Source organism: Xanthomonas sp. NCPPB 3569, from assembly GCF_041475645.2.
In the GTDB taxonomy this organism is placed as follows: Bacteria; Pseudomonadota; Gammaproteobacteria; order Xanthomonadales; family Xanthomonadaceae; genus Xanthomonas; species Xanthomonas phaseoli.
The window spans coordinates 4,038,693-4,058,434 of record NZ_CM192969.1; the positions used below are offsets into that span (position 1 = coordinate 4,038,693).

A 19,742-nucleotide genomic window follows, 5' to 3' on the forward strand; every position below is an offset into this window, starting at 1 on the left:
CGTGCCACGCGCTTTGAGGTGAGTGCGACGCGTCCTGTGGCGCGCCCAGGCGAGGCGTGCGCCTTGCCCAGGCTGGCCGCTTGGGCAAGGCGCGCAACGCGGTCTCGGCGCGCCACAGGGCGCTTCCCGCAGGGTTGGCCCGCCAGCGGCACGGAGCGGCCGCCGCGCGGCTTGCCTTGGCGCCAGCCAAGCCGGCGCCACGCAGCACCCGCTCCGCCGACGGCCAACGCATCGCATCTCAAAGTGCACAACACGCGCTAGCGCGGCGGCTGCGTGCTTGCCCGCCAGGCATCCAGGAACTGGCGGCGTTTGAGCTTGTCCAGATACACCAGCAGACCGGGACCGAGCGGGATCGGGCGGAACGGTGGCTGCGCCGAACCGCCACGGCCACCGGCGGCCGGCAGGATCGGCATCAGCCGCGCCTCGCGCGACAGCACCTGCTGGCCGCGCGGCGAGAGCAGATAGTCGAGAAACCGGCGCGCCTCCGGCGCATGCGGCGCCGTCTTGGGAATCACTGCCGTGCGCAACGCCACCAGCGTGTAGTCCTGCGGCTGCACGATGCCCAGCGGCGCGCCCGCATCGATGCGGGCCTGTGCGTAGGAGCCAAGCACGTTGTAGGCCAGCAGCAGCTCGCCACGGCTGACGCGATCGAGCAGGCTGCCGGTGCGCTCTTCCAACGCCACCCGGTTGGCTCCCAGCGCCGCGAGCAGCGCCCCGGCGATACTGCCCACCTGGCCGTCCTGGGTCGCGAACAGATACCCCACGCCGCTGCGTTCGACGTCGTAGGTGCCGACCTTGCCGCGCAGCGGTGCATCGGGCGCGCGCAACAACGCCAGCAATTGCCGGCGCGTGCGCGGCACGCGGGCGGCATCCAGCTTGCGTGTGTTGTAGACGATGGCCACCGGCTCGTAGCTGATGCCGAACACTTCATGCCGCCATTGCGCCCATGCCGGCAAGGCCTCGGTCTGTGCGGAGCGATGCGTCAACGCATGGCCGTCGTTCACCAGTTTGGTCTGCAGGTCCATGCTGGCACTGATCAGCATGTCTGCAGCAGGTGCGCCATGGCTTGGATGCAGATAACGGTCGTAGATGTCCCAGGCGATGACATCTTCGTAGATCACCTCGGTGCCCGGGTGCAGCCTTTGATAGTCGCGGATGACTGCACCGAACACTTCCAGGTCGGTGGAGCCCTGCACGCGCAGCTGCACACGCACCGGGCCCTGTGCAGGAAAGCGACGCACATCGCCTGGCGCCGCGCAGGCTATGCCATGGACCAGCAGCACTACCAGCATCCACATCGCCAGCATCCATCTCCGCCGCATCACGCGCCTCCTCCGGGAAAATGCATCGAGGCGATCAAGCCGCCACCGATGCGGTTGGCCAGATCGATGCGCCCACCATGCGCTTCCACCACGCGCTTGACGATGGCCAACCCCAGCCCGGCGCCGCCGGCCGGCGCATCCGCCCCGCGTACGAAACGCTCGAACACCCGCTCGGCTTCGGCAGGCGGAATGCCGGGGCCATGATCGGCGATGGTCAGCACGTGATGGTTGCCGTCGCTGGTGAGCGCCACCTGCAGCGGGCCGCCGGCACCGTATTTGCAGGCGTTGTCGATCAGGTTTTTCAGCGCCTCGCGCAGGAGCAGTGCATCACCACGCAGCAGCGCCGGCTTCGGGTCGATCGCCAGCTGCACGCGCGGTGCAGCTGGGCTGCGCGGCAGTGCTTCGTGCAGGGCCTGATGCAAGACGTCGGCCAGATCCACGGTGGCAAATCGCTGCAGGTTGGCACGATGGATCACGCTGGCATCGCTGAGCAACTGATTGAGCAAGCGGCTCATGTGGCTGGCGTTGCGCTCGATCGCCACCAAACTGCGTTGCATCTCGTGCGGGTCGTCGTCGTCCATCGCCAGCTGCGCCTGCGCGCGCAAGGCCGCCAGCGGCGTGCGCATCTGGTGCGCGGCCTCGGCCATGAACGCGCGCAGGGTTTCGTTACTGGACGATAGCCGCGCCATGAACCGGTTGAGCGCGCTCACCATCAACTGCATTTCCTGCGGCGCCGGCACGTTCAGCGGCTTGAGGTCGGAGGGTTCGCGTCGCGACAGGTCGCGCTCGATACGCTGCAGCGGCCGCAACGCGCGGTAGACACCCAGCCAGACCAGGCCCAGCGCCAGCAACGACAGCACGCCGATCGCCACCAAGGCGTTGAGCACCACATCGCGCGCCACCGCATCGCGTGCGCGCCGGGTCTGGCCCACCTGCACGCGCACCTCGCCCTGCCCCGAGTCCGAGGCCACCCGATGCATCACCACCGCAAAGCGCACCGGCTCGCCGCTGTATTGCGCATCGAACAACAGCGGCCGCTCGTCGCGGGGCGCACGCGGCGGCAGCGGCAGCGTGTCTTCGCCGGTGATGGTGCGGCCCTGTGCATCGAACACGCGATAGAACACGCGGTCTTCCGGTGCCATGCCGAGCAGATCCAGCGAGGCATACGGCAGATCCACCTGCCAGTCGCCGCCGACCAACGCCACGCTGTCGATGATCGACAGGGCCGAGGACGCCAGCAGGTGATCGTAGGACCGGTTGGCCGCCCGCTCGCCGTAATCGCGTGCGGCAAAGAACAGCACCACCGCACCCAGCAGCGACAGGCTGCCCAGATACAGCAGCAAGGTGCGCCGGATCGACGGTGCCACTGCCAGCGGCTCAGCCATCGACGCCCGGCTCCACCGGCGCATGGGGGTCGGCTTCTTCGAGTTTGTAACCGGCACCGCGCACGGTGACGATACGCAACGGCGCGGCGGCCAGCTTGCGCCGCAGCCGGCCGACATACAGCTCGATCGCATTGGGCCCGGCGTCATCGTCGAAGCCGAACAAGCCGTTGCCGATCTCGTCCTTGCCCACCACCTGCCCGAGCCGTCCGATCAGGATTTCGAACAGGCGATATTCGCGATTGGGCAACTCGATGGGCACGCCATCCAGCAGCAGCGTATGCGCGGCATTGTCGAAGACGAATCCACCGATCTGCACCACCTCGCTGGCCTGGCCACGACTGCGTCGCAGCAATACCCGGCAACGCGCTTCGAACTCGCGGAAGTCGAACGGCTTGCCCAGGTAATCGTCGGCACCGACGTCCAGTGCCTGCACGCGGTCTTCGATGCCATCGCGCGCGGTCAGCATCAGCACCGGCGTGGTGTCGCCCCGCTCGCGCATGCCGGCCAGCACCCGCAGCCCGTCGAGCTTGGGCAATCCGATATCCAACACCACCAGGTCGAAGCTCTGATACCGCAGCACACTCGCCGCCGCCAACCCATCGGCCTGCCAATCCACCGCATGCCCGCTACGGCGCATGCGCCGCACGATCGCATCGGCGAGGTCGGCGTTGTCTTCGACTAGGAGAAGGCGCATGTGGCAGGGATTCGTGAATGGGGATTGGGGAATAGGTAATGGGGAATCGGAACGGCGGTTGGTCGCGGCCGGAAGGTAACAGGCCCGGAGAACAAAAGCTTCTACACCTAGGCACCCGTTGCCGGAATCCCGCTGTTGCGATTCCCCATTCCCGATTCCCCATTCCCACGCACTGACAGGTCCATGACAGCTTCGCCGGACTAGGCTGCTGCCAACACGCCGCGGCGGTTGTGCGGCGCATCGCCAAACGTGATTCACACATGTACCTGGGAGGGTCTGTGAGCAACGACACCTTGCGTTTGCGTGCCTTCGGTGCCTGCGCGGCGATCTGCCTGGCACCGGCGGCACATGCCGCCGACGAGGCCGGCCCGGTCACTGCCGAGGTGGGCGGGCGCGTGCATTGGGACTTCACCGTGTTCGACAACGACGACCGCGGTGCGCGCGAACCCAACGACACCCAGTTCCGCCGCGTGTGGCTGGATGTGTCGGGCAAGTTCTACGGGTTCAATTACAAGGCCGAGGCAGATTTCGCCGGACTGCAATACGAACCGGGCAGCCGCGGCATCCTGGCGCGCGATGTCTATATCGCCAAGAAATTTTCGGCCGGCACGCTGACCGTTGGCCAGTTCAAGCAGTACTTCTCGCTGGACGATCGCACCGGCTCCAACTACGGCCCGTTCCTGGAACGCGGCTACGCCTCGACCACGCTGGCGCCGATCTACCGCAAGGCCATTTCCTGGCAGACCAATCGCCCGGATGCGACCTGGTCCACTTCCGCCTACAGCCTGGAAAGCATCGACAATTCCTCGACCAAGGGCGGCGCGCTCGGCACGCGCCTGACCTACGCGCCGGAGATGGGCGAGGCACGCTTGCGCCACCTCGGTATCTCGCTGGCGCACGAGCGCTATTCGCATCCGGGCAGTGGGGGCGCTTCGTCGCTGCTGATCCGCCCACGTCCGGAAAACGATCTGGCCAACAATAGCCGCATCACCCTGGCACGCTTTGCAGATGGCCGCGACACCGATTTCGACAAGTGGTCGCTGGAATACGCCGAAGTGCTCGGCCCGTGGTCGTGGCAGAGCGAATTCAGCGGCGGCCTGCTCGACGATGGCGCGCAGCATGCCAAGGTGTTGGCCAGCTATGGGCTGGTCAGCTGGTTCGTCACCGGCGAATCGCGCGGCTACGACCGCAAGACCGGCCGCTTCAGCCGCATCGCCACGCCCAACCGTCCCTCCGGTGCGTTCGAGCTGGCATTACGCTACGACTACATGCGTGGCAACCAGCATCTGGACGGGCAACCGGACTTCATCAACGCCAGCACGCAGTCGTGGACGCTGGGCGGCAACTGGTACTTCAAGCCGAACCTGCGCGTGATGCTCAACGTGATCGATAGCCGCAACCGCGACCGCACCATGGATGCGGTGGTCGACCACACGCTGGCGGTAACCGGCCGCTTCCAGTACGACTTCTGATGCGCAACTGCATCGTGTCGGCATTCGGAACGACCGAGGTGCGCACGCCGTTCGTGCATCCCGGTGCTATGCGCTGCTACCTGGGCATACCCGCGCGCAGCGCCGCGCTTGCGTTATCTCGCGTGCCTTCCGCAGCAACCGCATACCTGCATCGTCGGCGCTGCGCATCCTGCGCACCCCTGAGCTCCACTCTCCCCCTGCTGTACGCCTCAAAGGATTTGCCCGCATGCTGACCGCGCTCGGTTTCGGAATGGTGATCACCTTCATGTACCTGATCATGAGCAAGCGGTTGTCGCCGCTGGTGGCTCTGATCACGGTGCCGATCGTGTTCGCGTTGCTGGGCGGCTTCGGCACCGGCATCAACGACATGATGCTAGAAGGCATCAAGAAGATCGCGCCCACCGGCGTGATGCTGATGTTCGCCATCCTGTATTTCGGGGTGATGATCGATGCCGGGCTGTTCGATCCGCTGGTCGGCCGCATCCTGCGCCTGGTCAAGGGCGATCCGCTGAAGATCGTGATGGGTACGGCGATCCTGGCGCTGCTGATCTCGCTCGACGGCGACGGCTCGACCACCTACATGATCACCGTCTCTGCGATGTTGCCGCTGTACCAGCGCCTGGGCATGAACGCGCTCAACCTGACCTGCGTCACCATCCTTGCCAGCGGCGTGATGAACCTGACCCCGTGGGGCGGCCCCACCGCGCGTGCCGCTACCGCGCTGCATGTGGATCCGGCCGATGTGTTCGTGCCGTTGGTGCCGGCCATGGTGTTGGCGATCGCCGGCATTCTCACGCTGGCCTGGTATCTGGGCATGCGCGAGCGTCGCCGCCTGGGCGTGGTGCGCCTGCCGGCGGACGGCAACTGGCTGGAAACCAGCATCCCCGAAGACAACGACGCCCTGCCGCGCGTGGAAGACACCGAGGACATGAAGCGGCCCAAGCTGCTGTGGGTGAATCTGCTGTTGACGTTGGTCTTGATGGGCGCGCTGGTGAAGGGTGTGCTGCCGATGCCGGTGCTGTTCATGATCGGCTTCGCGCTGGCGCTGATGATCAACTACCCCAACCTGGCCGAGCAGCGCCGCCGCCTGGTCAATCACGCCGGCAATGTGCTGTCGGTGGTGTCGCTGATCTTCGCCGCCGGCATCTTCACCGGCATCCTGTCCAACACCGGCATGGTCGAAGCGATGTCGCGCAGTTTTCTGGCCGTCATTCCCGACAGCTGGGGCCCGTATCTGGCAGTGATCACGGCGATCGTCAGCATGCCGTTTACGTTTTTCATGTCCAACGACGCGTTCTATTTCGGTGTGCTGCCGATCCTGTCCGAAGCCGCCAGCCATTACGGCATCACGCCGGTGGAAATGGCCCGCGCTTCGCTCGCCGGCCAGCCGGTGCACCTGCTCAGCCCCCTGGTGCCATCGACCTATCTTCTGGTCGGCCTGGCCAAGGTCGATTTCGCCGACCATCAACGCTTCACGCTCAAGTGGGCGGTGCTGATTTCGCTGTTGATGCTGGGCGGCGGATTGTTGTTTGGCTTGTTTCCGTTGGCGCGTTGACGCCCGCCGGGAATGGGGAATAGGGAGTGGGGAATCGTAAGAGCGGCGCTGCGCTTTCGTCTCGATTCCCGACTTCCAACTGAAAAAGCAGGGGCCGCAGAAGCTGCTCTCCCGATTCCCCACTCCCTATTCCCCAACTCCGAAGGAGTGACACCCAATGACTCTCCGCATCGCATACGTCACCAGTGGCATGGGCAGTGTCGGCACCGCGATCTGCCAGAAGCTGGCGCGCAGCGGGCATACCGTGGTTGCCGGTTGCGGACCCAATTCGCCGCGCAAGGCGTCGTGGTTGCGCGAGCAGCGCGAGTTGGGCTTCGATTTCGTGGCATCCGAAGGCAATGCCGCCGATTGGGAATCCACCGTGGCTGCGTTCGCCAAGGTCAAGGCCGAAGTCGGCGAGATCGATGTGCTGGTCAACAATGCCGGCGGTAGCCGCGACACCTTGTTCCGGCAGATGAGCCGCGACGACTGGAATGCGGTGATCGCCAGCAACCTGCATTCATTGTTCAACATCACCAAGCAGGTGGTCGATGGCATGACCTCGCGCGGCTGGGGACGCATCGTCAATATCGGCTCGGTCAGCGCGCACAAGGGCCAGATCGGTCAGATCAACTTCGCCACCGCCAAGGCGGCCATGCATGGCTTCAGTCGCGCGTTGGCGCAAGAGGTCGCCTCGCGCGGGGTCACCGTCAACACCATCTCGCCCGGCTATATCGCCAGCGCCTCGATCAGCAGTTTTCCGCCGGATGTGCTCGATCGCCTGGCCACCTCGGTGCCGGTGCGCCGGCTCGGCAAACCGGCCGAAGTGGCCGGCCTGTGCGCCTGGTTGGCGTCTGACGATGCCGCGTATGTCACCGGTGCCGACTACGCGGTCAACGGCGGGCTCTACATGGGTTGAGCGGGCGCACCACACTGTCACCGCGCACTGCCGATGTCCCGCTGCCCGCCTCCCCTGCACGTCCGGCGCCCGATCTACGGGAGCGCCCACAAGGCTAGGAGATTCGTGCGCGTGCACGCCCTGCCCGCGTGCACAAGCAGCCGCCACCGTGCAGACAACCCGCCTCTAGTGCGAACTGATTACACTCTGGCTTTTCCGCAGCGCGCTGCCATGGCCAAACCTTCAGACCGCACCACGCTCACTGCCCGTCCGCAGATGGCCGACATCGCGCGGATGGCGGGCGTATCCGAATCCACTGTGTCGCGGGCCCTGGCCGGCAGCCCGGTCGTGGCCGAACGCACCCGCGCCTACATCAAGCAGATTGCGGCCGATGCCGGCTACCAGGTCGACCCGGTGGCACGCAGCCTGCGCGCCAAACGCTCCAACACCGTGAGCGTGGCGGTGCCGATGATGCATGCGCTGGATCAACCGCTTTCCGACCCGTTCCTGATGACCATGCTGGCGCTGCTGGCCGAAGAGCTCACCGGACGCGGCTACAGCATGCTGCTCTCCAAGCTGGACCGGCATCAGGATGGCTGGGTGGAACAACTTGCGCGCGGCAGCCGCTCCGACGGCGTCATCGTGCTGGGACAAAGTTTCGAACACGCCGCGCTGGATGCAGCCGCACGCGACGGCCTGCCGATGGCGGTATGGGGCAGCCGCATCGATGGGCAGTCGTACATCAGCGTGGGCAGCGACAATTTCCAGGGCGGCGTGCTCGCCACCGAACATCTCATCGCCAGCGGCCGCCAGCGCATCGCCTTTCTGGGCGATGACCAGTTGCCGGAGGTGGCGCCGCGGTTTGCCGGCTATCGCCACACGCTGGAACGGCACGGGCTGGAATTCGATACGCGGCTGCACGCGCGCAGCCATTTCGTCAGCGAAGATGCCTACCGCCTCACCCGCGCGATGCTTAAGAAAGCCGACCCGCCCGATGGCTTGTTCGCCGCCTCCGATGTGATCGCCGTGGGTGCCATCCGTGCCCTGGTCGAGGCCGGCCACCGCGTGCCGCAGGACATCTCGCTGGTGGGCTTCGACGACATCCCGCTGGCCGCCTACAGCCAACCGCCGTTGACCACCGTACAGCAGGATCTGGGCCTGGCCGCGCGGCTGTTGGTAGACCGGCTGCTGGCGCTGATTGCAGGCGAGCAGGTGCAATCGGTTGAAATGCCGGTGAAGCTGGTGGTGCGCGAGTCGGCGTGAAGCGGGGATTGGGGATTGGGGATTGGGGATTGGGGATTGGGGATTGGGGATTGGGGATTGGGGATTGGGGATTGGGGATTGGGGATTGGGGATTGGGGATTGGGGATTGGGGATTGGGGATTGGGGATTCGGGATTGCGGATTCGGAGATACCAGCCGTCAGCCCGCGTCCTTCTCCCGCCTGCGGGAGAAGGTGCCCGAAGGGCGGATGAGGGGAGCAGGCGGCCAGTCGATCCACCGTCCTCGGCAACCCGGCAGGCATGCACGTCTCGCATCTTCGGCAGCCGGCGATGTCAGCTAGGTATTGCTAAGAATCTGTCAGGATCACTTTCGGCTTGCGGACGCGCACGCACAGCATCGCCGCTGCCGCTGCCAGCATTAGCGCGCCAGCCAGGCGGACCACGTTGCGCGGGTCGCCATGCAGCACGTGCTCGTAATACAGCGGCAAGGTGACGATCTGGATCAGCATCGGCAGCACGATGAACAGATTGAACAAGCCCATATACACGCCGGTGCGCTCGGGCGGGATGCTGTCGGCCAGCATCAGGTACGGGTTGCCCATCATGCTGGCCCAGGCCAGGCCAATGCCGCTCATCGGCAGCAACATCAGCCAGCGATTTTCGATGCCAGGCAGCAGCCACATGCCGATACCGGCGGCGACCAGGCAGGCCGCATGCGTGTACTTGGGACCGAAGCGACGCACCACCGGCACCATCGCAAACGCCGCCAGAAACGCGACGAAATTGTAGAAGCCGCCGATCTGCCCATTGACCAGGCCGGCCTCGCGAAAACCATGCGAGGTGGGGTCGGTGGTGCCGAACAACGTGGTCGACAGCGAGAGCACGATGTATTGCCAGTAGCAAAAGATCGCGTACCACTGAAACAGCATCACCGGCGCCAACTGGCGCATGGTGGGCGGCATCTGGCGCAGCGCGCTGCCGATTTCGCGCACGGTCGCGCCCAGCCCAGCGCCACTCTGGCGGATGCGCGCGATCTCTGCCGGCGCGATCGCCGGCTCGCGCACGCTGCGCGCGGTGAGCAGGATCGAGCCTGCTGAAAAGCCCGCGCCGATCACGAACGCGGCAATGGTGACGTAAGGGATGTGGTGCGCGTTGGCAGCGTCCTGGTTCATGCCCAGCCACACCAGCAACGGCGGCGTCAGGTAGGCCAGCGTCTGCGAAAGGCCGGTAAATGCGCTCTGCGTCAGATAACCCAGCGGCCGCTGCGGCGGCGCCAGTACGTCGCTCACCAGTGCACGGTAAGGCTCCATCGCCACGTTGTTGGCCGCATCCAGCACCCACAGCAGGCACACTGCCATCCATAGCGCGGTACTGAACGGCATCGCCAGCAGACACAGGCTGCACACCAGCGCGCCCAGCACCATGTACGGCATGCGCCGGCCCCACCGCGTCACCGAGCGGTCGCTCCAGGCGCCAACAAACGGCTGCAGCACCAGGCCGGTGATCGGCCCGGCCAGCCACAGGTACGGCAGGTTGGCGTGGTCGGCGCCCAGGTAGTTGTAGATCGGGCTCATGTTGCTCTGCTGCAGCCCGAAGCTGTATTGCACGCCAAAGAACCCGGCATTGAGCGCCAGGATGCGTACGAAGGAGAGCGGAGGAACGGTCGACGACATGCAAGGCCCTGGGCATCGGTGCGGCTTCCACTGGCCGCAGCGCACTGTAACTTGCCGCTCTTGCAATCGATTGTAACGCTGCGTCGCAACACGCTGCCTATATGAAATAAAGCGGATGAAGATTGCAATTTATGCTGCGCCGCAAGATTGCAATCGATTGTATTGCAGCGTATTACTGCGCTTGCACTGCAGGCCACACATGGCCACTCCCTGGGAGGGGACGATGCAGGCGTCGGCATACCACCACCTGTGAGAGAGAGAATCGCAATGTCCACCCTGCACACCATGCGCCTGCATGCTCTGGCCTGCGCGGTCGTGTCCTGCCTGTGCGCGCCCGCCGCGCTGGCCCAGGACGCCGCCGCCGCTGCGCCGGCCACGCCGCCGGCTGCCGACAGCGCCGCGGTCAACCTGGATTCGGTGTTCGTCACCGGTACGTCCACCGCCACCACCAAACTCAAGTCCAGCGTCTCGGTCAGCACCGTCGGTGCCGAGGCCATCGAGCAATCGGCGCCGCGCAGCACTGCAGAAATCTTCCGCAACATTCCCGGTATCCGCTCCGAGTCCAGCGGTGGCGAAGGCAATGCCAACATCGCCGTGCGTGGCTTGCCGGTGGCCTCCGGTGGCGCGAAATTCCTGCAACTGCAGGAAGACGGCTTGCCGGTGATGGAGTTCGGCGATATCGCCTTCGGCAACTCGGACATCTTCCTGCGTTCGGATTTCACCCTGGACCGCATCGAAGCCATCCGCGGCGGCTCGGCGTCCACCTTCACCAGCAATGCGCCCGGCGGCATCATCAACTTCATCAGCAAGACCGGCGACACCGCAGGCGGCAGCGTCGGCGTCAGCCGCGGCCTGGACTACGACAACACCCGCATCGATTTCAATTACGGCGCACCGTTCGCTGAGCAGTGGCAGTTCAACATCGGCGGCTTCTTCCGCCAGGGCGATGGCGTGCGCGATGCCGGTTACACCACCGACAAGGGCGGCCAACTCAAGGCCAACCTCACCCGCCTGTTCGAGAACGGCTACGTGCGCCTGTACGGCAAATACCTCAACGACCGCGCCGCTGGCTACCTGCCGGTACCCACCTCGGTGCGCGGCCGCGATGGCTCGCCAGACCTGGGCGGCTTTCCCGGTTTCGATCCCGGCAACGACACCTTGTACAGCCGCAATTTCCGCACCGACGTGGGCCTGGACGGCAACAACCAGCCGCGCCGCACCGATCTGGGCGACGGCATGCACCCCATCTCGCGCACCATCGGTGCCGAAGCCTGGTTCGACCTGGGCAATGGCTGGAACCTGAGCGAGAAGTTCCGCGTCGCCGACAATAGCGGCCGCTTCGTCAGCCCGTTCCCGGCCGAAGTCACCGACGCCGCGTCGCTGGCCGCGTCCATCGGCGGTGCCGGTGCGCAGCTGGTGCAGGCCAGCGGCCCCGACGCCGGCCAGGCCTATACCGGCAATGCGATCCGCACGCACCTATTTAACGTAGCCATCAACGACCTGGGCAACGTCACCAACGACCTCAGCGTCTCGCGCGAGTTCGGCGGCGACGGGCGGACGCTGAACCTGCGCATGGGCTATTACAGCTCGCGCCAGACCATCGACATGGACTGGACCTGGAATTCCTACGTGCAGAGCCTGGGCCGCAATTCGCGCTTGCTCAACGTGGTGGACGCGGCCGGCGTCTCACGCTCGCAGAACGGCCTGTACGCCTATGGCACACCATTCTGGGGCGACTGCTGCGTTACCCGCAGCTACGATGTGCGTTACGACGTCAACGCGCCCTACGTTGCGCTGACCTTCGACAGCGGCAAGTTCAGCATCGACGGCAGCCTGCGCTACGACATGGGCGATGCGCGCGGCAGCTACAACGGCACCGCCATCGCACAGAACCTGGACGTCAACGGCGATGGCGTGATCCAACCGGTGGAACAGCGCGTGGCCACGGTCGACACCGCCAATTCGCGGCCGGTGGACTACGATTGGAATTACCTGTCGTACTCGCTGGGCGGCAACTATCTGATCACCGACGACCTGGGCGCGTTTGCGCGCATCAGCCGCGGCGCACGCGCCAACGCAGACCGTTTGTTGTTCGGCGTGGTGCGCGACGACGGTTCGGTATCTTCCGAGGAAGGCGTCAATGTGGTGCGCCAGGCCGAAGCGGGCCTGAAGTGGCGCCGCGACGGGCTGAGCCTGTTCGCCACCGCGTTCTCTGCGCGTACCCAGGAGCAGAACTTCGAAATCACCAGCCAGCGTTTCTTCAATCGCAGCTATGAAGCGCACGGCGTGGAACTGGAAGCCAGCTACCGCTATGAAGGGTTTACCCTCAACGGCGGCCTGACCTGGACCGATGCAGAAATCTCGCGCGATCAGATCACCCCGGAAAATGCCGGCAACGTGCCGCGCCGCCAGGCCGATGTGGTGTGGCAGCTCACGCCCAGCTACCGCGGCGACAACTACCAGTTCGGCGTGAACCTGATCGGCACCACCGACGCCTACACGCAAGACGCCAATCAGTTGAAGATGCCCGGCTACACGCAGGTGAACCTGTTCGGCGACTACCGCGTCACCGATGCGCTCACCGTGGCGCTCAACGTCAACAACCTGTTCAACACCTTTGGCCTGACCGAAGCCGAAGAGGCGACCATCCCGGCCAATGGCATCATCCGTGCGCGTTCGATCGCCGGCCGTACCACCAGCATCAGCCTGCGTTACGACTTTTAAGGACCCCGCGCCGGGTTCTGCCCGGCGGCTTCCAATGAGCACCTGCCCGATCGATCCCCCCGCACTGCGCGCGGCTTTTGCCGGGCCGCTGGACCCGCAACACGCCGAGGTGCTGTTGTCGCGCTACGACCAGCACGCGTCGCGTTTGCTGGAGGCCTTGCATGCGCTGTACGGCCAGCGTGCCGACTATGCGTCGTGGTTGGCGCAATGGCTGGGCGAGGTGGGCGACATCGCCCGGCAACGTCCGCAAGCGTTGCAAGCGCTCGACAGCACGCGGCACGCTGGCTGGTTCGGCGAACCGCACATGCTCGGCTACAGCGCCTATGCAGACCGCTTTGCCGGCACGCTGCAAGGCGTGGCCGAACACGTGCCGTATCTGCAGGAACTGGGCGTGCGCTACCTGCACCTGCTGCCATTCCTGCGCGCACGCGCCGGCGACAACGACGGCGGCTTTGCGGTCAGCGATTACGGCCAGGTGGAACCCAGCCTGGGCAGCAACGACGACTTGATCGCGCTCACCAGCCGCCTGCGCGAAGCCGGCATCAGCCTGTGCGCTGACTTCGTGCTCAATCACACCGCCGACGATCACGCCTGGGCACAGGCGGCCCGCGCCGGCGACGCACGCTATCTCGACTACTACCATCACTTTGCCGACCGCACCCTGCCCGACCGGTACGAAGCCACGCTGGGGCAGGTGTTTCCGCACACCGCGCCCGGCAACTTCACCTGGGTGGACGACACCGCCCAGTGGATGTGGACCACGTTCTATCCGTATCAATGGGATTTGAACTGGAGCAACCCGGCGGTGTTCGGCGACATGGCCCTGGCGATGCTGCGGCTGGCCAATCTGGGCGTGGAAGCATTCCGCCTGGATTCCACGGCCTATCTGTGGAAGCGCATCGGCACCGATTGCATGAACCAACCCGAGGCGCACACCCTGCTGGTGGCACTGCGCGCGGTGACCGATATCGTCGCGCCGGCGGTGGTGATGAAGGCCGAAGCCATCGTGCCGATGACGCAACTGCCACCGTACTTCGGGAGCGGCACGGACCAGGGCCACGAATGCCATCTGGCGTATCACAGCACCTTGATGGCGGCCGGCTGGTCGGCACTGGCGTTGCAACGCGGCGACATCCTGCACCACGTGATCGCGCACAGTCCGCCTTTGCCGCGCCACTGTGCATGGCTGAGCTATGTGCGTTGCCATGACGATATCGGCTGGAATGTGCTGCAGCACGAAGCCTCCGGCAATGCAGCGCAGCCGCCGTTCTCGCTACGCGATGTGGCGCGCTTCTATGCCAACGCGGTGCCGGGCAGTTACGCGCGCGGCGAGAGCTTCCAGAGCAGCGGCGACGGCGTGCATGGCACCAATGGCATGGCAGCTGCGTTGGCGGGCATCCAGGCCGCTCAGGAGGCAGGCGATGCTGCTGCTTTGGCCGTTGCAGTGGACCGGCTGGTGCTGCTGTATGCCATTGCGCTTGCCATGCCAGGTGTGCCGCTGATCTACATGGGCGACGAATTGGCCATGGTCAATGACCCCGGCTATCGCGACGATCCGCAGCGCCGGCATGAAGGCCGTTGGCTGCATCGGCCGGCGATGGATTGGCAGCGTGCCGCCCAGCGTCACGATGCCAAGAGCCTGAGTGGCACGGTGTACCGGCGTTTGCGTGGATTGATCCGGCAACGTGCCGCGCTCACCGCGCTGGCGGCAGATCAGGCGCTGGGCAGCATTGCGTTGAACGACTCTCGCGTGTTCGCGTTGACGCGCGGCGACAGCTTTATCGCCTTGCACAACTTCAGCGACCAGTCGCTCGACGTGGAGCTTGCGGCAACTGGCATCGATGGATGGACACTGCTGGCGATCGATGATGCAGTTGATGGCGCAGCGGCGAGCGACGATGGATCGATCGTGCTTCCGGCTTACGGCGTGCGTTGGCTGCAGCGTGGGAACTGAACATGCACTCGATCGGCGTAAGCGGCAGATTGTCGGGCGTTTAGTGAGCCGCACCGTCGCTTGCAGCCACTTCGCTGCCCCTTTGCTAGTGCAAGTGCAGCACAGCCCGCGCACCAGCGGCGCGCGAGCCGTGCCGTAAGTCCCGACGGAGAGGGGCTTTTTCAGGACCCGTCGGTTGCCAAGATCAGCGCTTTGCCATCGCGAGCAGCGTTTGTGCGGCCTTCTCCGACGAGGCCGGGTTCTGACCGGTGACCAGGGTGCCGTCGGTGACCACGTACACGCCCCAGTCGGCGCCCTTTTCGTACTTGCCGCCGAGTTCGGTCAGCACGTCCTCGACCAGGAACGGCACGATCTTGGTCAGGCCCACGCCCTCTTCTTCGCTATTGGTGAAGCCGGTGACGCGGCGGCCGTTGACCAGCGGCTTGCCGTCGCTGCCCTTGACCCGACGCAGCGCGCCCGGCGCGTGGCAGACAAGGCCATGCGGTTTGTCGGCCTTGGCGAACGCTTCGATCAGCGCGATGGAATCGGCGTCTTCGGCCAGATCCCAGAGCGGGCCGTGGCCACCCGGGTAGAACAGCACATCGAAGTCCTCGGCCTTGATATCGACCAGACGGTGCGTGCTTGCCAGGGCTTTTTGCGCCTCAGGATCCTGCTTGAAGCGCTTGGTCGCCTCGGTTTGTGCGTCGGGCTCGTCGCTCTTGGGGTCCAGGGGCGGCTGGCCGCCCTTGGGTGAGACCAGGGTGATCTGCGCGCCTGCATCCTTGAACACGTAATACGGCGCGGCAAACTCTTCCAGCCAAAATCCGGTCTTCTTGCCGGTGTCGCCGAGCTGGTCGTGGGACGTCAGCACCATCAAAACGTTCATCGTATCGCCTTATGTCATGGCCCGACCGGGCAAGATGGCCAGTGTGCGGTTCAGCCCGTTGCAGCCCCGTGTAGAGCGCGTGTGTCTGCTGCATATGTTCATGAATGCAGCGATTGCGTCCAACAAGCGAGTGCAGCTAACAGGCGCCGTTGGTACTCGGCGCGCCGCATGTGTCTTTCACTTGCCGGCTGCTGCGCGCCATCCGCGCTCACCCAACAACGTCTCGCCAGCCTCGCCGGCAACTGTCTGGCGCCGCGATGCGCCGTAACCGCAGCAAACGCCTTGCCTCACACATTCATTGCCGGCGGCTGCAGTTGATCCATGCGGATGCGGTTGGCGAACAACGAGAACGCCAACATACCGGCCAGCCCGCTGATACGGCTCACCCACGGCGGCAGCCAGCGTGGCGCGACCAGTACGCCGCTGTCGAACAACGGCGCAAAGCGCGCCACATCGCCCAATGCCATCTTGCCGGCGAACAGGTAACGGCACAGCTGCAGCTGGTCGCGCTGCAACGAATGGCGGAAGAAGGTGTGCACCGCCACCAAACCACGCAGATACACGGTGTCCTTGGTGAAGGCACCGCCGCCACTGGTCGGCACGCCGCGAAACACGCGCTGTGCCGACGAAAAGCTTTCTGCAGCGCTCTGCCCGCCTGAGGTGAAATAGCGAAATACCTCGATGAAATCCGCACCCGAACGCGCCATCGCAATCGCTTCGATGCGCAGGCTGATGCGCTTCATGCGCTCGATATCGATGCTGCCGGTGATCTGCTCGGCAAACGTGGCCAGGCCTTCCTGCGTTGCGGTCGTGCGCGGGGAAGAAATACCCAGGCTGGGCAGATGCACCTGCGCGCGCCCGTTGAGCGCCGTCAGCGAATGCACCAGCGCTTCGTGATGGAACAGCTGCGCACGGTCGTAATCGCTGAACGTGGCACCGGTACGCAAGCGAATGCGATGCGCGCCGGCCGCGGCCTTGGCGAGCAGATCCGGATCGAGCGTGACGGTGATGACGCGCCCTTCGAAAAACCCGTCCAGGTCGTTCTGCAGCTGCATGCGCAAGGCGGTGGCCGAGACAGGCACCTGCTCTTCCGGCGCCATCAGTTCGCGATCCAGCTCTTGCGCGATCTGAATGAAATGCTGCGCCGCTTCGCGAGTGCTCGGCCCGTTGCCCGGCATGGGGTCCTCCGGCACGCCGAACAATTGCGCCGAGTAATCGCTCACCGCCGTGGTGCCCAACGACTCCAGCAACCCTGCGGCAAGACTCCAGCTATGCGCCGAATCGATGAGGTATTCACCCAGCGGATGATGCGGGTCGGCGTGCTTGGCAATGGCGGCCAGCTCGCGCCGGGTATCGGCGAAATCCAGTGCCGGGTACTCGACCTGCGGCAATTTAGGCTGCCCGCGCGCCACGCTGTCGAGAAACGGCTCCTGCAGCGAGCGCGGCCAGCTGGCCAAGGCCAGCAGACGCACACCGCGTACGGCCTTGACCAGGCGCGCATCCAGCGCCGCGTGATGGACGATGTCCGGCGGCCCCTTGCGCGATGGCATCAGCGCCGCCCGGGGCGATCGACGCTGGCCGGTCGCTTGCCCGAGCCCTTGCCGCGATTGTTCTGCGCAACACGGGTGGCAAGTTTTTCGGCCGCGCTGGCCACTTCCACCCGCAGCTTCATGTAGTTGGCAACGCGCTCCGGGTCGAGCTCGCCTGCATCGATCGCCGCACGCACCGCACAGCCCGGCTCGGCGATATGCGCGCAATCGTTGAAGCGGCACTGCGCCGCCAACGCCTCCACGTCCGAGAAACCGCCTTCGGCCAGATCCTCTTCACCGGTCGGCTTGAGCTCGCGCATCCCGGGCGTGTCGATCAGGCAGGCGCCGGAAGGCAACGGGATCAACGCACGGTGCGTGGTGGTATGCCGGCCGCGCGAATCGTTCTCGCGCACGGCATTGGTCTTCATCTTCTGCGTGCCGAGCAAGGTATTGGTCAGGGTCGATTTGCCCGCACCCGACGAACCCACCAGCACCGCCGTGCGGCCGTCGCCCAGCCATGGCCGCAACGCGGCCACGCTGGCCGGATCCTTGGCATTGACCACGCGCAACGGAATATTCTGCGCCTCCAGCTCTTCCAGCACCGCCAACGCATCCTCGGCGTATTCGGTCTGGTCGGCCTTGGTCAGCACCACCACCGGCTGCGCACCGCCACCGCCGACCAGCAACAGATAACGCTCGATGCGGCGCGGATTGAAGTCCGCATCCAGCCCGCACACGATGAACACCGTATCGATATTGGCCGCGATCACCTGCTGGTGGTAATGCTCGCCGGCCGCCCCCCGCTTGATCGAGGTGCGCCGCGGCAGCAGCGCCACGATGCGCTTGCCCTCCATCAACACCCAATCGCCCACCGCCGCCCGCTCATGGCTGGGAAAGCGCGGCCGCTGCCACTCCGGCAACGACTCGGCCTTCAGGCTGGCCTCCGGCGTATCGGCCACCACATAGCCGGTACGGTGCTGCTCCACCACCCGCGCCGGCAACGCCTGCGGATGCGCGGCAAACACCGCCTGCCAGGCCGCCTCTTCAGGCGGTCCGGGCCAGGGCCAGCCGATGGATTGGAGGGTGGGGTAGTCGGGGGAGATGGGGCTCATGGGGCGATTCTAGAGGGTGCGGCGGGTTTTGCCACGTTTGTTCACTAGGCTTATCCGCACTCACATGCCATGAGACAACAGATTTCAAATCTGCACGTGGGACTCAACATTGCAGCAAGGAATTAATTCAAATTTTTAGATGACCATAGCTCACCAAGCAATAATTTCTGTCGAACAAAAAGAGGGCTCCGCCAGCTAGGGAAGGTCTGAACAACGCGATCGGAGGATGTGGTAAGCCATATCGGTCGCGGTGACCGCGCTCAGATCCTCGGTTTTTCGCCGTTTTTGGCGCTTTTTCGGGGTATCGTCCCGATTACGGGCGCACCTACCCCGCGGCGGTAATGAACTCTTTGCGCTTCAGCCACAGATTCGACAGCGCAAACAGCATCAGCATCTGTGCGGTGTTCTTCGCCAAACCGCGATAGCGCACCTTGACGTAGCCAAACTGGCGCTTGATCACCCGAAACGGGTGTTCCACCTTTGCACGCAGGCTGGCTTTTGTGTGCTCCCAGCGCTTGGCCAACTTCAGTTCGCGCTTGTTCTTAATCTGCTTCAGCTTCGAGGGCTTCTCCGCGATCAGGTAGCGCAGTTTGCGCTTGCGCTTCATCTCCTCGCGTTTCTCAAGCCCGGTGTAGCCGCTGTCCGCGCACAGCGTGTCCTCCTTGCCGTGCAGCAGCTTGTGCGCTTGTGTGATATCGGCCACGTTGGCCGCCGTGCACTCCACGTGGTGCACCAGCCCGGAGTCATCGTCCACCCCGATGTGCGCCTTCATCCCGAAGTAGTACTGGTTGCCCTTCTTGGTTTGGTGCATCTCCGGATCGCGCTCGCCATCCTTGTTCTTGGTCGAGCTGGGCGCAGCGATGATCGTGGCGTCCACGATCGTCCCGCCGCGCAAGCTCTGCCCCTTGCGCGACAGGTGCGCGTTGACCCGATTGAACAGCTTGCGCGCCAAATCGTGCTGCTCCAACAGATGGCGGAAGTTGAGAATCGTCGTCTCGTCCGGCACCTCATCCAGCCCGCCGATCTTGGCGAAACGGCGCATCGACACCGTGTCGTACAGCGCTTCTTCCGCCGATGGATCGCTCAGTGCATACCACTGCTGCAAAAAGTGGATGCGCAGCATGGTCTCCAGCCGATACGGCTGTCGCCCCGGCTGCCCCGACTTCGGGTAGTGCGGCTCGATCAGCGCCAGCAGGTCCTTCCACGGCACGACCTGGTCCATCTCGGCCAAGAACACCTCACGCCGCGTCCGCTTGCGCTTGCCGTTGTACTCCGCGTCGCCGAAGGTCAGCTGCATCGAAATCGTCTACTCGGGTCGTTGATCGATTGTGGCAGATCACGATGGATTGTTCAGAGTT

Annotated in this window: 14 protein-coding genes; 6 read left to right on the top strand and 8 right to left on the bottom strand. The window is 64.9% G+C overall.

Going from position 1 to position 19,742, the window contains the following annotated elements:
- Positions 1–257 precede the first annotated feature (257 nt).
- Genes ACCQ03_RS17395 through ACCQ03_RS17405 form a run of 3 tightly spaced genes read right to left on the bottom strand, consistent with a single transcriptional unit; the run spans position 258 to position 3,401 of the window.
- Complete coding sequence (locus ACCQ03_RS17395) at positions 258–1,307, bottom strand: ABC transporter substrate-binding protein (protein ID WP_057687159.1); 1,050 nt, start codon at positions 1,305–1,307, stop codon at positions 258–260.
- 14 nt (positions 1,308–1,321) lie between these two features.
- A complete protein-coding gene (locus ACCQ03_RS17400) occupies positions 1,322–2,707 on the bottom strand; it encodes a sensor histidine kinase (RefSeq protein ID WP_057679484.1) in 1,386 nt (461 codons plus the stop codon).
- On the bottom strand, positions 2,700–3,401 hold the full coding sequence (locus ACCQ03_RS17405) for a response regulator (RefSeq protein ID WP_017157497.1): 702 nt from the start codon (positions 3,399–3,401) through the stop codon (positions 2,700–2,702). Before ACCQ03_RS17405 ends, ACCQ03_RS17400 begins: the two co-directional genes overlap by 8 nt.
- A gap of 278 nt (positions 3,402–3,679) precedes the next feature.
- Here ACCQ03_RS17405 and ACCQ03_RS17410 point away from each other — a divergent pair, with 278 nt between their 5' ends.
- The 4 genes from ACCQ03_RS17410 to ACCQ03_RS17425 all read left to right on the top strand — a co-directional run bounded on the left by ACCQ03_RS17410 (position 3,680) and on the right by ACCQ03_RS17425 (position 8,568).
- Entirely contained in the window at positions 3,680–4,873 is a 1,194-nt protein-coding gene (locus ACCQ03_RS17410) for an OprO/OprP family phosphate-selective porin (protein ID WP_017157498.1), read from the top strand.
- A gap of 226 nt (positions 4,874–5,099) precedes the next feature.
- A complete protein-coding gene (locus tag ACCQ03_RS17415) occupies positions 5,100–6,428 on the top strand; it encodes a CitMHS family transporter (RefSeq protein ID WP_057679486.1) in 1,329 nt (442 codons plus the stop codon).
- Positions 6,429–6,585: 157 nt separating this feature from the next.
- Entirely contained in the window at positions 6,586–7,326 is a 741-nt protein-coding gene (gene phbB, locus ACCQ03_RS17420) for an acetoacetyl-CoA reductase (protein WP_017157500.1), read from the top strand.
- A 210-nt stretch (positions 7,327–7,536) separates the two neighbouring features.
- Positions 7,537–8,568, top strand: coding sequence for a LacI family DNA-binding transcriptional regulator (locus ACCQ03_RS17425; protein ID WP_017157501.1), 1,032 nt, complete (start codon positions 7,537–7,539; stop codon positions 8,566–8,568).
- Between the two features lie 306 nt (positions 8,569–8,874).
- On the opposite strand, the gene ACCQ03_RS17430 is transcribed toward ACCQ03_RS17425, so the two are convergent.
- Entirely contained in the window at positions 8,875–10,200 is a 1,326-nt protein-coding gene (locus ACCQ03_RS17430) for an MFS transporter (RefSeq protein WP_057678303.1), read from the bottom strand.
- A gap of 267 nt (positions 10,201–10,467) precedes the next feature.
- Here ACCQ03_RS17430 and ACCQ03_RS17435 point away from each other — a divergent pair, with 267 nt between their 5' ends.
- A complete protein-coding gene (locus ACCQ03_RS17435; protein ID WP_057678302.1) occupies positions 10,468–12,924 on the top strand; it encodes a TonB-dependent receptor in 2,457 nt (818 codons plus the stop codon).
- Positions 12,925–12,958: 34 nt separating this feature from the next.
- The gene (locus ACCQ03_RS17440; protein ID WP_150146880.1) at positions 12,959–14,878 is read left to right on the top strand and encodes an alpha-amylase family protein; all 1,920 of its coding nucleotides are present in this window, start codon (positions 12,959–12,961) and stop codon (positions 14,876–14,878) included.
- Positions 14,879–15,062: 184 nt separating this feature from the next.
- Here the strand turns inward: ACCQ03_RS17440 and ACCQ03_RS17445 are convergent, their stop codons facing one another.
- The 4 genes from ACCQ03_RS17445 to ACCQ03_RS17460 form a co-directional block, all read right to left on the bottom strand.
- Positions 15,063–15,743, bottom strand: coding sequence for a type 1 glutamine amidotransferase domain-containing protein (locus ACCQ03_RS17445; protein ID WP_057678300.1), 681 nt, complete (start codon positions 15,741–15,743; stop codon positions 15,063–15,065).
- A gap of 287 nt (positions 15,744–16,030) precedes the next feature.
- Positions 16,031–17,293: a flavohemoglobin expression-modulating QEGLA motif protein gene (locus ACCQ03_RS17450; RefSeq protein WP_057678299.1), complete on the bottom strand. Its 1,263-nt coding sequence runs from the start codon at positions 17,291–17,293 to the stop codon at positions 16,031–16,033.
- The gene (rsgA, locus tag ACCQ03_RS17455; RefSeq protein WP_057678298.1) at positions 17,293–18,384 is read right to left on the bottom strand and encodes a ribosome small subunit-dependent GTPase A; all 1,092 of its coding nucleotides are present in this window, start codon (positions 18,382–18,384) and stop codon (positions 17,293–17,295) included. The genes ACCQ03_RS17450 and rsgA overlap by 1 nt, the downstream gene beginning before the upstream one ends.
- Positions 18,385–18,709: 325 nt before the next feature.
- On the bottom strand, positions 18,710–19,681 hold the full coding sequence (locus tag ACCQ03_RS17460; protein WP_150147813.1) for an IS5 family transposase: 972 nt from the start codon (positions 19,679–19,681) through the stop codon (positions 18,710–18,712).
- Positions 19,682–19,742: the final 61 nt, after the last annotated feature.